Below are 12,315 nucleotides of genomic sequence, written 5' to 3'. Positions count from 1 at the left end.
TGATCCTAGCCCCTTTATTCGACAGGGGCGAGGGGCGCGCTGGCGCAATCGTCGCCACCGCACAGAAGCCGCAGCGAGGGCTTACCCCATGCCTGCGCGCCGCATGTAGGGCAGCGATATTTGATCCGGTTCGATCGGTTCCCCGTGGCGGGCTGAAGCACGTCCGCCAGATGGTCGCTGGCAGCGCCGGCGCCGGCGCCGGCGTCGATCGCCGGCGTCGGCATAATCGCCGGGAACCGATCGAGCCACGAAATGCGGAAATTCTGCGTCAACAAGGCGTCCGTGGCGAGCATGAAGGGACCGCCCGGAACGGCATAGTCGGCCATTTTCTGCCCTGTCCTAGCGCCTCCGGGCTGGCCGGTGCTGGACGGCATGAGGCCGATCGCTTCCATTTTGTCGGCCCATTCCCGGTTGTGATAGCCGGAGCGTGACGGGTTGCCGAAATGGAACTGCCATGCGTGGACCATTTCATGCACCACGGTTTGAAGGACTTCGAGCAGGGGGACCACGGCGAAATATGCCGGGTTGATGGCGATTTCATCGGTCTTGCTCTTGTCGTGATGATGCACGAACCGCTCCGATGAGAAATAGCCGTAGCTCCGCTTTTCCCTCTGCATCGTAATCAGGCAGGGGGGCAGCTCGCCCGCGAACAGCTCCCGGTTATAATGGTCGAACGCCAGTTGCAATTCAGCATAGGCTTGCGCGGTCGGGTTGGTCATGCGCACAGCCCCTTCGCTTCGGCCGCGCAGCGATCCTTATGGGAATACCACTCGCCCAGCGCGCTACCGCGACCACCTTTCCCGAACCATGTCCCGGAGCGCCAACCGCACTCGCAGCTTACCGAAACGCCAAAGCTATAGCTTGCCAGCTTGTGCCCCTTGAGGGGCCTTTCCTTCGCCATAATCAGACCCCCCTTTCATTGCGGCGTCGTTCAACGTAGCCATCGGCCTTGCCGTCCTCGTAATGCTCCCAAAGGTCGGGGTTCGTCGGTTCGCAGCCCTGATAGCGGGGATCATCGGGCCAGCGGCCACAGTTCCACCCGGCGTTATAGGCGCGCTGCTGATCCTCATGGGTCATTGGCTGGCTCCCTGTTCAGCGAGGCGGGCCATGACGCGCACCATATTGTCAGAAAGCGACTTGGCCGAGCCTAGCGCGTCGTCGCGGTCATCCGTGTAGTAGGCGACCCGTTCGGCATGGTCCCGGTGCCAATCGGCATCATGGCGGCCCTGATCGGCCTCTACGATCGAGGCGAGCCGGAACGTCACCCGATACTCGCCTTCCTTTTTGGTGATCGCCATATGAGGCAGCGCCCGAACGGCGGTGAACAACTGGCGGTCGGTTGTGACGGCCCGCGCCGCGCGCTCTTTCTTGCACTCCTCGCACACGCGGGATTTGAGGCTCTGTTGCAAAAATCGTGAAGCTTGAGCATGCTTGGCGGAGATTGGACGGACGGAACGATGACGGATTTCAAGTGGCGCCATTTCCAGGGTGATGTGATCCTGTGGGCGGTGCGCTGGTATTGTCGCTATCCGATCAGCTATCGCGACCTTGAGGAAATGCTGGCGGAACGCGGCATTTCGGTCGACCATACGACGATCTATCGCTGGGTCCAGTGCTACGCCCCGGAGATGGAGAAGCGGCTGCGCTGGTTCTGGCGGCGTGGCTTTGATCCGAGCTGGCGCCTGGATGAAACCTACGTCAAGGTGCGGGGCAAGTGGACCTACCTGTACCGGGCAGTCGACAAGCGGGGCGACACGATCGATTTCTACCTGTCGCCGACCCGCAGCGCCAAGGCAGCGAAGCGGTTCCTGGGCAAGGCCCTGCGAGGCCTGAAGCACTGGGAAAAGCCTGCCACGCTCAATACCGACAAAGCGCCGAGCTATGGTGCAGCGATCACCGAATTGAAGCGCGAAGGAAAGCTGGACCGGGAGACGGCCCACCGGCAGGTGAAGTATCTCAATAACGTGATCGAGGCCGATCACGGAAAGCTCAAGATACTGATCAAGCCGGTGCGCGGTTTCAAATCGATCCCCACGGCCTATGCCACGATCAAGGGATTCGAAGTCATGCGAGCCCTGCGCAAAGGACAGGCTCGCCCCTGGTGCCTGCAGCCCGGCATCAGGGGCGAGGTGCGCCTTGTGGAGAGAGCTTTTGGCATTGGGCCCTCGGCGCTGACGGAGGCCATGGGCATGCTCAACCACCATTTCGCAGCAGCCGCCTGATCGGCGCAGAGCGACAGCCTACCTCTGACTGCCGCCAATCTTTGCAACAGAGCCCGATTGAGAGCCTGTGTTATACATGCTGAGTGCGACCCGAAGGGCCTCTTGCGGGGTGCGACCCGTCTTGGCCGAACGGAAATTGGACAGGAGCACACGGCCTGCCGCTTCGACATTGGCGCACTGCTTGAAAACAGTGTCCCACGTCAGGCCGAGCCAGCCCATGTTGCGTGAATTGATTTGGCCGAGGCCGAGATCCACGCTGTAGCCGCGCGCAACATAAGAGCGCGCGGTTGCGATAGCCTCCGCCTCATTGCGCGGACGGCGCGGCTGACTGGCCACGCCGTTGACGTTGATCGCAAAAACATAGTTGGAAGATTCCGCATCCACGATCGCGGCGATCGTATGCGGCGCTACCGCTGGGGCGCATTGCGCCGCCAGCGAAAGAACGGCTCCGGTTTCGAGGAACACGTTCCCGCTCCCGGTCAGTTGCGCGGCTGATAGTAGGTCTGTTGCCGCCCGTCAGTCCAAGTGACCGTCAAGCGACCAGGCCTCCCATCATCCGGCTTCTTGTATTTTGTCTTGGCGATACCCCCGCCCGTGCATGTCGGGAAGCTGCCGCCGAGAGCCAGCACCCGCCACAGTTTCGTTATCGGTGGAACACAGGCTGGATATTGCGTCGGACCACCCGGGTTGGAGATGCACAGAACAACCTCACATGCCCAAGTATTATCCGACGCTACAGCGGGGGTCGATTGCACCGCAGCCCCCACCAAGGCGGCCGCGAGCGCGAAATTAAAAGCTTTCATCGCTTTCTCCCTCGTCATCGAGATTTATGCACATATCACGATGAGGGGGAAAGGGAAGCCTAAAACGCCAATTTGTTGCTGCATTGTTTGTCGGGGACCAATCGGATATGGTCATCCTCATATCCGTAATCGAGCACGACATGCCGCACGGCACTTGACAGTCGCTTGTATGTTTTAAGCGTCGGTTGCTCGAATAGGCAGACATTCAGCCACTTATCGCCATGCCACGATACTTTAACGTTGATGATCCATTCACTCGACGGCAACTGCGCAATCTCGACCGCTTGGATCATTCCCCCAGCGGGGCGGCGGGTGGTTAGTTCGCGTTCCAGGATCGGATCATACTGCCAATCGTCGCTATGCGGCATCGTGATTTATTCCCTTTTACCGATAAGGATATGTCTATCCTCGCTTTGACGGCGAGGGCAACCCGGCTTGTCCTCTCTTGCCGTGCAACCACATTACAGCCATTAAGCGTGTCAACACGCTTATTCCGGCACCACATCAACCTCTTGTGTTTTAGACCTATGGCTCGCCCGAAAAGACAGGAAGACCCCCTTCTCCCGGTTCCCTTGCCCCGGCGTCGGCCGAGCCGCGCGAACACGCGCAATCTCGCAGCGTCGGTGAAACCCGAGCTGGCGGCAGAGATCAAAAACCTTGCTGAGCGCGAACAAACGTCCGTTGCCGCCCTGGTCGAAGAGGCGACGATTAATCTCTTGAAAGCACGCGGGATCGAATATCCCGACTATCTGCGCCACTACCGCAAGTTGGCGTGACGAGCGCGTTATAGGCCCAGTCGGCCCGAAGCTGCGATTTTGGCCAGGTTGAAGAACGAACACTGAACGCTTGATTGATTCTACCGGCTCTGTTGCAAAGATTGGCGGCAGTCAGAGGTAGGCTGTCGCTCTGCGCCGATCAGGCGGCTGCTGCGAAATGGTGGTTGAGCATGCCCATGGCCTCCGTCAGCGCCGAGGGCCCAATGCCAAAAGCTCTCTCCACAAGGCGCACCTCGCCCCTGATGCCGGGCTGCAGGCACCAGGGGCGAGCCTGTCCTTTGCGCAGGGCTCGCATGACTTCGAATCCCTTGATCGTGGCATAGGCCGTGGGGATCGATTTGAAACCGCGCACCGGCTTGATCAGTATCTTGAGCTTTCCGTGATCGGCCTCGATCACGTTATTGAGATACTTCACCTGCCGGTGGGCCGTCTCCCGGTCCAGCTTTCCTTCGCGCTTCAATTCGGTGATCGCTGCACCATAGCTCGGCGCTTTGTCGGTATTGAGCGTGGCAGGCTTTTCCCAGTGCTTCAGGCCTCGCAGGGCCTTGCCCAGGAACCGCTTCGCTGCCTTGGCGCTGCGGGTCGGCGACAGGTAGAAATCGATCGTGTCGCCCCGCTTGTCGACTGCCCGGTACAGGTAGGTCCACTTGCCCCGCACCTTGACGTAGGTTTCATCCAGGCGCCAGCTCGGATCAAAGCCACGCCGCCAGAACCAGCGCAGCCGCTTCTCCATCTCCGGGGCGTAGCACTGGACCCAGCGATAGATCGTCGTATGGTCGACCGAAATGCCGCGTTCCGCCAGCATTTCCTCAAGGTCGCGATAGCTGATCGGATAGCGACAATACCAGCGCACCGCCCACAGGATCACATCACCCTGGAAATGGCGCCACTTGAAATCCGTCATCGTTCCGTCCGTCCAATCTCCGCCAAGCATGCTCAAGCTTCACGATTTTTGCAACAGAGCCACCTTAAGGATCGGCTCGATCAGGCACTCCAGTTGCGCGGGACACGTGACTTCGCCTCCATCGAGGACTGGCGCACGTTCCTCGCCCAGATCGTGGGCCGCCACAATGCCCGGCGGCGCGATGCCTTGCGCATCGAAGCTGAGCACCTGCGCCCGTTACCTTCACGCCGCAGCTGCGATTATGATGAAGCTACGGTGCTCGTCACCTCATCGGGCGGCTTCGTGCTGCGCAAGGTCTTCTACACCGTGCCTTCCCGGCTCATCGGCCATAGCCTGCGAGCCAGGATCTTCGATGACCGGATCGACCTTTATCTGGCCGGGCAGCCCATCGAGACCCTGCCACGCGGGAGGGCGCCCGATCGCGGACGGGGCGGTCATGACCACGTAGTCAATTATCGGCACGTGATCCACAGCCTGCGTACCAAGCCCCACGCGCTGGCAAACCTTGTCTATCGCGACAAGCTCTTCCCTCGCAGCGAATATCGCCGCTGCTGGGATGCTCTGGAGGGTGCGCTTCCCAAAGCCGCCGCATGCCGCAGCATGGTGGGGCTGCTGTGGCTTGCGCATGACCAGGCCTGCGAGGCTGAGCTCGCCGCGACCCTGACCGGCATACTCGATGGCCAGGGTTTACCCGATCTGAGGGATCTGCAGGAGCGCTTCCAACGCCCCGGCAAAGAGCCGGCCGATGTGGTCGTCGATATTCCCCAGCCTGACACATACGACGATCTGCTCACCGCCAGGGAGATGGCCGCATGAGCATCACTGTCGACACCGCCCAGCTGCCCATGTTGCTTGGCACGCTGCGTCTGCCCACCATTGCCCGTCTCTGGCCGGACTTCTGTTCACGAGCGGACAAGGAGGGGTGGCCGGCTTCGCGCCTGCTGGCAGCCTTGGCCGAACTGGAACTCGCCGAACGCGAACAACGCCGGATCCAGCGCCATCTTACAGAAGCACGGCTGCCTCCCGGCAAGACCCTGGATGCCTTCGACTTCAGCCTCGTTCCCACCTTGAGCAAGGCCCAGGTCATGGCTCTGACCCAAGGAGATGCCTGGCTCAAGGCGGGCCACAATCTTCTGGCATTTGGTCCGCCCGGTGCCGGCAAGAGCCACGCCGCAGCCGCCATCGGCAACGAGCTCGTCGCGCGCGGATACCGGGTCTTCTTCACCCGAACCACCGATCTCGTCCAGCGTTTGCAGGCCGCACGTCAGTCCCTGACCTTGACCCAGGAGATCGCCAGGCTCGACCGCTTCGACCTGCTCATCCTCGATGACCTGTCCTACGTCCGCAAGGACCAGGCAGAGACCAGCGTCCTGTTCGAACTCATCTCTGCCAGATACGAAAGGCGCTCCATCATGATCACCGCCAACCAACCATTCAGCGGTTGGGATTCCATTTTTTTGGATAAGGCAATGACTGTCGCTGCCATCGACAGGCTCGTTCACCACGCCACTATCCTGGAAATGAACGTCGAGAGCTATCGCAGGCGATCCGCCCTGGCCTCAGCGACATCGCTCCGCGACAGTGCTCCTGATCCAGCGACATCGCCCAGCGACATCGAAACCATGCCAGCGACATCGCTGCGCGACAACGCCTCTTGATCCAGGCCAACCTCGTGTGACACTATCCCCAACGTCACCGCTGACACATCACCATCAATGTCGCTGACCAGTCACCGACGATGTCGCGCTACACGCATCCACGCTTTCGCCATGGCGGATTGCCAGATCGCGCCAGAACGCCGTTTCAGCGAACATTTCCTCGCGCAGCGCCTCTTCGATAGCGGTCTGACCGCTGGCGACGGCCTCGTTCTCCAGTTCCTGCAAAAGTGCCATCACCATACGGCCGGTGCTCAACCGATCCTGCAACAGCGACGTGAACACGTGATCAAGCTCGGCCCACCTCGGGGCACCCTCTTCCTGTAAAGCGGCCTGCGACTGCCGCCAGCGGCTAGATACCGCGATAGCCTTGAACGCGATCTGCGCGATGAGCCGCTCGCGATTGCCGATGTGGTAATTGATTGCCGACGGGCTCATTCCTGTCTTTCGCGCCAGACTTCGTGCGCTGAGCGCTGCCAGACCGCTCTCTTCGGCAAGGTCATACGCGGCCTCACTCATCCGCTCTGCCTGGGGCGAGGCTTCATCGGACATATATCGCAAGCGACTCAAACCTGACACCCTTCTGTACAGCCGTTCGAATTAAGCTCCGCCCGAATTCGGCTGGCTTTCCCAATCTAGATAGAGCCTCACCACACCGTTGCCAAGTTTGCTCCCTGAGCAGGACGGCATCGCGCATATCGCTTCGCCGACGGCGCATCCGCACAGGATACCCACGAGCGTTTCTCCGGCTGTCATAGAAGATTCACACGATACACCTACCTGTACAGCCGTTCGATTCGGGCAGGGGGTCCTATGAAGTATTCACACATCCATCGATGGGCGGGGTCCCGGCGTATGCCGCAACGGCCTGTCGTCTCCGACTAGGCCCCTCATTGTCCTGAGCGACGCGAGATCCACCCCCGATCCGGGCGGTGGCCGATGTCGCTCGCCCTCTTCTGACATACATGTTCCAAGGACTGATTTCATGGCCAGCTCATCGCAGCACAAGTTCCGCCGCGTTCATCTGCTATCCTCCGCCTTCGCTTCCCTGACGATCGCGGCTCCCCCGGCTTACGCCGCCGACGATCCTGTCGAGGCAGGTGGCGACATCATCGTCACGGCCCAGAAACGCGACCAGCGGCTGATCGATGTTCCATCGGCAGTCAGCGTCCTGTCTCCAGAGGCACTGCGCGAAGCGGGCGTGAAGGACTTGATCGACGCCTCGCGCCTGACTCCCGGCGTGGTCGTGTCACCCCAGATTTCCGGCGGTCGCACCATCCAGACCTTCACCATTCGCGGCATCGGCTATGATGATTTCCGGCCCAACGGCAATCCGTCCGCCGCCGTCAGCATCGACGGCGCCTATCAGGGTTCGGCGGCGCTGGTCGGCGGACAGATGTTCGATGTCGAACGCATAGAGATATTGAAGGGGCCGCAGGGCACGCTCTACGGCCAGAACACCACGGCGGGCGCGGTCAACATCATCTCGCGCCAGCCCACGGACACATGGGAGGGGGAGGCGCGCGTCGAATATGGCCGCTTCAACTCCTGGCGCGCGGAAGCTGGGGCGGGCGGCGCTCTGGCCGATGGCGTCAAGCTGCGGGTGGCGGGCGTCTTCGACCGCACCGACGGGTTCATGACCAATATCGGCACGCGCGGTGTCAGTGGATCGGCCAATCCTGCCGTCCCCGCGCTCGCCGATCCCGGCGTCAACACCGAGGCCAATCGCTCCCAATATTACGGCGGTCGCGCGATATTGCTGCTGGAGCCGACCGACGGCACAACGGTCACGCTTAATGCCCATGGTTTCCATGAATCCGGCGCGGTGCAATTTTTCGAGCGCACCGCCACGGTGCGCGGTTTTGCGCCGCTGGCGCCCTTTACGACCGATTCCGCCATCGATCCGTCGCTCGACAAGACCAGCTATGGCGGATCGGTCACGCTGAACCAGAAGATCGGCGGTGATATGCTGCTGGTCGCCATTCTCGGCTGGGAAAAGTTGAAGCAGCAATATTCTGCTGCGGGCGACGTGGTTCCGACGCGGATCACCGACATCATCTATCGCGACAATGTAGAGCAGGGGACGGCGGAACTACGCCTCCAGAATGCGACGCCCGGCCGGTTCGACTGGGTGGTGGGTGCAACGGCTTACAGGGACAAGGTGCGGCTGCGCAGTAACCTCGACCTGACCGATTTCGTGCTGAGCGTGCTGTCCGCCGACTATATCCAGCGACGCCGCAGCGTCGCGGGATTTGCCGATGGCAGCGTCAGGCTGGGCAGTCACTGGAAGATCGGCGCGGGCCTGCGCTACACCCATGATGAAAGCCGGTTCGACGGATCGACCGTCGACCTCAATCCCTTCGGTGTGAGCATCGCCCCGGCCGTTTTCGGTCCCATGCCATTCAATTTCAGCCGGACCTTCTCCGACAACAGCCTGTCGGGCCGCCTGAATGTCAGTTACGAAATCTCGCCGTCCGCGACCGCTTATGTTTCGGTCAGCCGGGGGTTCAAGGCGGGTGGTTTCGACGGATCGACCTCCGTCACCCTCCCCGAAACCGATCCGTTCAAGTCGGAGCGGGTCTGGACCTATGAGGCGGGCGTCAAATTCCTGCCGCGCGGCGGCCCGGTGCAGATCGATGCGTCGGTCTATTACAACGACTTCAACAATCTTCAGGCGAGCCTCAACAAGCTCATCAACGGCCTGCCCACCAATATCCGCACCAATGTGGGCAGCGCTCGCACCTATGGCGCGGAAGCGAATATCACGGTCCGACCGCTACACGGGCTGGAAATACAGGGCGGCGTCTCGCTTCTCGATAGCAAAATACTCGACATGCGTTCGGGCAATGCGGCGGAGAGGTTACGGCGCATCGGCAATGAACTGCCCTTTGCGCCGAAGATGACGCTGACCGGTTCGATCCGCTATGCGATACCGCTGGGCGGCGACAGGGTGCTGACGCCGTCGGTCAATGGCCGCTTCGTCGACGATTATTACACCGAACTCGACAATTACCAGCCGATCAAGGGCTATTTCCTTGGCAATGCGCAGATGGAACTGGCATTTGCCGAAAGGATGACGGTGGGGGCATGGGTTCGCAACTTCACCAATAAAAGATACGCGACGACCCTTTACGTGGCTCCGCCCGTCTACGCGGCATTCCGCGGCGCGCCGCGCACTTATGGCGTTTCGCTCGGCTACACTTTCTGATCAGCCAACCAACATACAAGCAACTATTGGAGTTTAACATGACCCTCCTTGGCCATTGGACGCGGCAAATTGCGTTCTCATCGGTGGCGGCTATGGCGCTCGCTGCCGGGACAGCCGCCCAGGCGAACAGCCATGACGATAGTTTCACGATCGCGGTGTTGCCCGAGGCTCTGTTGCAAACTCTGACACGGTTTCCAAGATTGGGCTCATGTACTGTCAAGGTCAGTTGCGATGAACGATTTCAAAGGACGGCATTTTACCGGCGAGGTCATCCTATGGGCGGTGCGCTGGTATTGTCGATACGGCATCAGCTACCGTGATCTCGAGGAAATGCTGTCCGAGCGTGGGATCGATGTCGATCATACGACGATCTATCGCTGGGTGCAGCGCTACGCGCCGGAGATGGAGAAGCGTCTCCGCTGGTTCTGGCGGCGCGGCTTTGATCCGAGCTGGCGTCTGGATGAGACCTACGTAAAGGTGCGGGGCAAATGGACCTACCTGTACCGGGCGGTCGACAAACGGGGCGACACGATTGATTTCTATCTGTCATCGACACGCAGCGCCAAAGCGGCGAAGCGCTTTCTGGGCAAAGCTCTTCGTGGCCTGAAGGACTGGGAAAAGCCGGCCAAACTCAATACCGACAAGGCACCCAGCTACGGCGCAGCAATCGCTGAGCTGAAACGCGAAGGCAAACTGGCGGCGGAAACCGAGCACCGGCAGGTGAAATATCTGAACAACGTGCTCGAGGCCGACCACGGCAAGCTGAAGATGCTGATCAAGCCGGTACGTGGCTTCAAGTCGATGCCAACGGCCTACGCCACGATCAAGGGCTTCGAGGTCATGCGCGCCCTACGCAAAGGACAGGCCCAGGCATGGTGCCTGCAGCCAGGTATCATGGGGGAGGTGCGCCTGGTTGAAAGAGCATTCGGAATTGGACCCTCGGCCCTGACCGAAACCATGATTATGCTCAATAAGCATTTCGCCAATGCTGCCTAATCCCCCAACTGGGTGACGCCGCGCGGCCGTGCCCCATGTTTGCAACAGAGCCAATCAATTCATCCCAGGAACAGAAACATGCTTCGAAACGCCACGAGATCATCAGCCGCTCTGGTCCTCGTTTGCTTGCCGGTATTTGCCGTTACCGCGCACGAACGTCATATGCACAGCATCGATGTGCCGGCGCCGCAGCCGGGCGCCGATGCCGGAGAAGCGCGCTGGCTGGCGGGCGATCATCACACTCACAGTCGCTTTTCGACCGGCTATGACGAAAAGGCCGACCCGCCGACGCCGACCGTGGGCGGTGATGCGATATACCCGATTCCCATGAACGCCCTGATGGCGCGCAAATTCGGTTTGGACTGGATGGTGGCGACCGATCATGGCGGCCCCAATCATAGCAAGGTCAACCACGACCACGCCTATCCCGAACTGCTGCGATCACGACAGCTGGTGCCGGAATTGGTGCAATTCTTCGGCATGGAATTCGATACGCCCGGATCGGATCACAGCAGCATCATCGTTCCGGCAGGTGACGACGAGGCCGACCGGTTGCGCGAGCTGGAGAAGGGCTACGGCGCCCGCGAGGCGTGGCCCCGCGATCCGTCGCGCAACAGTGAAGGGCGAATGCTGGACGCATTGCGGACAATGGATGCACAACAGCCAAAGCCTGTTCTTTTCGCACACCATCCCTCGAGGTCCGCAACCGGCATGGGCAAATACGGCCTGACCACCCCTTCCGAATTGCGTGGCTGGAACGATACCGCGCCGGAAGTCGCCATCGGGATGGAAGGTGCGCCGGGCCATCAGGCCGCCGGTCAGGTCGGCGAAAGTGTCGGCCCTTCGCGCTATGCGGCCTATTTCGGCGATGCGATCCCGCGCGGGGCCTATGGCGATTTCCCGACCATGGGTGGTTTCGACCAGATGACCGCGCGGCTTGGCGGCTTCTGGGATTCCATGCTGGGTGAAGGACGACGCTGGTGGATTACCGCCAACTCAGACTCACACATCAACTGGACCGAAGGCGGTTTCGACTTCTGGCCTGGCGAATATTCGAAGACTTATGTCCACGCGCCAAAGAACCCCGCATCGATCATCGCCGCCATGCGCGCCGGACGCATTTTCGTGACTACAGGCGATCTCGTGTCGGAACTTGAGATTCTGTTGGGAACAGGCGCCGATGCGCGTCCGATCGAATTCGGTTCCACCATAAATGCAGGCAATGGTGAGCCGCTTCACCTTACGATCCGCTTTCGGGATCCCGACGGATTGAATGCCAATGGCGACAATCCTGCCGTTCACCATATTGACCTGATCCGCGGATCGGTGGGCACGAAATCCGCCGATCCGAATCTTGATCGGAATCCGAGCACGCGCGTCGTGGCGCGCTTTACCGAGGCGGAATGGAAGCGAGAGGGCGAATGGCGCGTGATCGAAACGGCTCTCGAACCGGTCGCAGGCGATGAATATCTCCGTCTGCGCGGGACGAATACTGAGGATGCCGAGCCGGCGCCCGATGCCGAGGGCGAAGACGCATGGACTGATCTCTGGTTTTATTCCAACCCGGTTTTCCTTGGCTCGTCGATGCGCCGCAACCCCTAGGAACAATATCTCCGCCACGGCCTGGGTCCGCAACCTGACCGACACATACTATCCGCTCTCCCGATTCAACTCCGCCACGACCAGCACCGACCTCCCGGCGGCCCCGCGCACCTATGGCATCACGCTTGGATACAAGTTCTGAACCCAGC

Annotated in this window: 14 protein-coding genes; 7 read left to right on the top strand and 7 right to left on the bottom strand. The window is 60.7% G+C overall.

The window, feature by feature from the left end:
- Positions 1–14 precede the first annotated feature (14 nt).
- The 3 genes from FA702_RS17935 to FA702_RS17925 form a co-directional block, all read right to left on the bottom strand.
- Positions 15–719: a SprT-like domain-containing protein gene (locus FA702_RS17935; RefSeq protein WP_136957520.1), complete on the bottom strand. Its 705-nt coding sequence runs from the start codon at positions 717–719 to the stop codon at positions 15–17.
- A 184-nt stretch (positions 720–903) separates the two neighbouring features.
- A complete protein-coding gene (locus tag FA702_RS22855) occupies positions 904–1,077 on the bottom strand; it encodes a hypothetical protein (protein WP_168196124.1) in 174 nt (57 codons plus the stop codon).
- The gene (locus tag FA702_RS17925; RefSeq protein WP_255504841.1) at positions 1,074–1,481 is read right to left on the bottom strand and encodes a hypothetical protein; all 408 of its coding nucleotides are present in this window, start codon (positions 1,479–1,481) and stop codon (positions 1,074–1,076) included. Before FA702_RS17925 ends, FA702_RS22855 begins: the two co-directional genes overlap by 4 nt.
- Between FA702_RS17925 and FA702_RS17915 the strand changes: the two genes are divergently transcribed.
- On the top strand, positions 1,458–2,222 hold the full coding sequence (locus tag FA702_RS17915; RefSeq protein ID WP_001389365.1) for an IS6-like element IS6100 family transposase: 765 nt from the start codon (positions 1,458–1,460) through the stop codon (positions 2,220–2,222). The genes FA702_RS17925 and FA702_RS17915 overlap by 24 nt on opposite strands.
- A gap of 18 nt (positions 2,223–2,240) precedes the next feature.
- Here the strand turns inward: FA702_RS17915 and FA702_RS17910 are convergent, their stop codons facing one another.
- The gene (locus tag FA702_RS17910) at positions 2,241–2,687 is read right to left on the bottom strand and encodes a lytic transglycosylase domain-containing protein (protein ID WP_255504840.1); all 447 of its coding nucleotides are present in this window, start codon (positions 2,685–2,687) and stop codon (positions 2,241–2,243) included.
- A 397-nt stretch (positions 2,688–3,084) separates the two neighbouring features.
- Positions 3,085–3,393: a hypothetical protein gene (locus FA702_RS17900; RefSeq protein WP_020819813.1), complete on the bottom strand. Its 309-nt coding sequence runs from the start codon at positions 3,391–3,393 to the stop codon at positions 3,085–3,087.
- A 255-nt stretch (positions 3,394–3,648) separates the two neighbouring features.
- On the opposite strand from FA702_RS17900, the gene FA702_RS22850 reads away from it, so the two are divergent.
- Positions 3,649–3,801: a hypothetical protein gene (locus FA702_RS22850; RefSeq protein ID WP_006949649.1), complete on the top strand. Its 153-nt coding sequence runs from the start codon at positions 3,649–3,651 to the stop codon at positions 3,799–3,801.
- Between the two features lie 139 nt (positions 3,802–3,940).
- Here FA702_RS22850 and FA702_RS17895 read toward each other — a convergent pair whose 3' ends face one another.
- Positions 3,941–4,705: an IS6-like element IS6100 family transposase gene (locus FA702_RS17895; protein ID WP_001389365.1), complete on the bottom strand. Its 765-nt coding sequence runs from the start codon at positions 4,703–4,705 to the stop codon at positions 3,941–3,943.
- Here FA702_RS17895 and FA702_RS22845 point away from each other — a divergent pair.
- Both FA702_RS22845 and istB read left to right on the top strand, forming a co-directional pair.
- Entirely contained in the window at positions 4,682–5,521 is an 840-nt protein-coding gene (locus FA702_RS22845) for a hypothetical protein (protein ID WP_168196123.1), read from the top strand. The genes FA702_RS17895 and FA702_RS22845 overlap by 24 nt on opposite strands.
- On the top strand, positions 5,518–6,363 hold the full coding sequence (gene istB, locus FA702_RS17880; protein ID WP_006949666.1) for an IS21-like element helper ATPase IstB: 846 nt from the start codon (positions 5,518–5,520) through the stop codon (positions 6,361–6,363). Before FA702_RS22845 ends, istB begins: the two co-directional genes overlap by 4 nt.
- A 54-nt stretch (positions 6,364–6,417) precedes the next feature.
- Here the strand turns inward: istB and FA702_RS17875 are convergent, their stop codons facing one another.
- Complete coding sequence (locus tag FA702_RS17875) at positions 6,418–6,879, bottom strand: TetR family transcriptional regulator (RefSeq protein ID WP_058456839.1); 462 nt, start codon at positions 6,877–6,879, stop codon at positions 6,418–6,420.
- Positions 6,880–7,345: 466 nt separating this feature from the next.
- Between FA702_RS17875 and FA702_RS17870 the strand changes: the two genes are divergently transcribed.
- The 3 genes from FA702_RS17870 (at position 7,346) to FA702_RS17855 (ending at position 12,166) form a co-directional block, all read left to right on the top strand.
- Positions 7,346–9,568 carry a TonB-dependent receptor gene (locus tag FA702_RS17870; protein ID WP_136957517.1) on the top strand — a complete coding sequence of 741 codons (2,223 nt, stop codon included), beginning with the start codon at positions 7,346–7,348 and terminating at the stop codon, positions 9,566–9,568.
- A 231-nt stretch (positions 9,569–9,799) separates the two neighbouring features.
- Positions 9,800–10,564, top strand: a complete 765-nt coding sequence (locus FA702_RS17860; RefSeq protein ID WP_006949122.1) for an IS6 family transposase — start codon at positions 9,800–9,802, stop codon at positions 10,562–10,564.
- A gap of 162 nt (positions 10,565–10,726) precedes the next feature.
- Positions 10,727–12,166: a phosphoesterase gene (locus FA702_RS17855; protein ID WP_255504839.1), complete on the top strand. Its 1,440-nt coding sequence runs from the start codon at positions 10,727–10,729 to the stop codon at positions 12,164–12,166.
- The last annotated feature ends 149 nt before the right edge of the window (positions 12,167–12,315 follow it).

Source organism: Novosphingobium sp. EMRT-2 (genome assembly GCF_005145025.1).
Lineage (GTDB): Bacteria > Pseudomonadota > Alphaproteobacteria > Sphingomonadales > Sphingomonadaceae > Novosphingobium.
The sequence above is the reverse complement of the archived record's forward strand: the minus strand, read 5'-3'. Positions and strand labels throughout refer to the sequence as shown.

Bases quoted from the DNA above. Each gene is read 5' to 3' on its own strand.
- FA702_RS17935 (WP_136957520.1), bottom strand. From the start codon at position 719: ATGACCAACCCGACCGCGCAAGCCTATGCTGAATTGCAACTGGCGTTC.
- FA702_RS22855 (WP_168196124.1), bottom strand. From the start codon at position 1,077: ATGACCCATGAGGATCAGCAGCGCGCCTATAACGCCGGGTGGAACTGT.
- FA702_RS17915 (WP_001389365.1), top strand. From the start codon at position 1,458: ATGACGGATTTCAAGTGGCGCCATTTCCAGGGTGATGTGATCCTGTGG.
- FA702_RS17925 (WP_255504841.1), bottom strand. From the start codon at position 1,481: ATGGCGCCACTTGAAATCCGTCATCGTTCCGTCCGTCCAATCTCCGCC.
- FA702_RS17900 (WP_020819813.1), bottom strand. From the start codon at position 3,393: ATGCCGCATAGCGACGATTGGCAGTATGATCCGATCCTGGAACGCGAA.
- FA702_RS22845 (WP_168196123.1), top strand. From the start codon at position 4,682: ATGGCGCCACTTGAAATCCGTCATCGTTCCGTCCGTCCAATCTCCGCC.
- FA702_RS17895 (WP_001389365.1), bottom strand. From the start codon at position 4,705: ATGACGGATTTCAAGTGGCGCCATTTCCAGGGTGATGTGATCCTGTGG.
- istB (WP_006949666.1), top strand. From the start codon at position 5,518: ATGAGCATCACTGTCGACACCGCCCAGCTGCCCATGTTGCTTGGCACG.
- FA702_RS17875 (WP_058456839.1), bottom strand. From the start codon at position 6,879: ATGAGTGAGGCCGCGTATGACCTTGCCGAAGAGAGCGGTCTGGCAGCG.
- FA702_RS17870 (WP_136957517.1), top strand. From the start codon at position 7,346: ATGGCCAGCTCATCGCAGCACAAGTTCCGCCGCGTTCATCTGCTATCC.
- FA702_RS17860 (WP_006949122.1), top strand. From the start codon at position 9,800: ATGAACGATTTCAAAGGACGGCATTTTACCGGCGAGGTCATCCTATGG.
- FA702_RS17855 (WP_255504839.1), top strand. From the start codon at position 10,727: ATGCACAGCATCGATGTGCCGGCGCCGCAGCCGGGCGCCGATGCCGGA.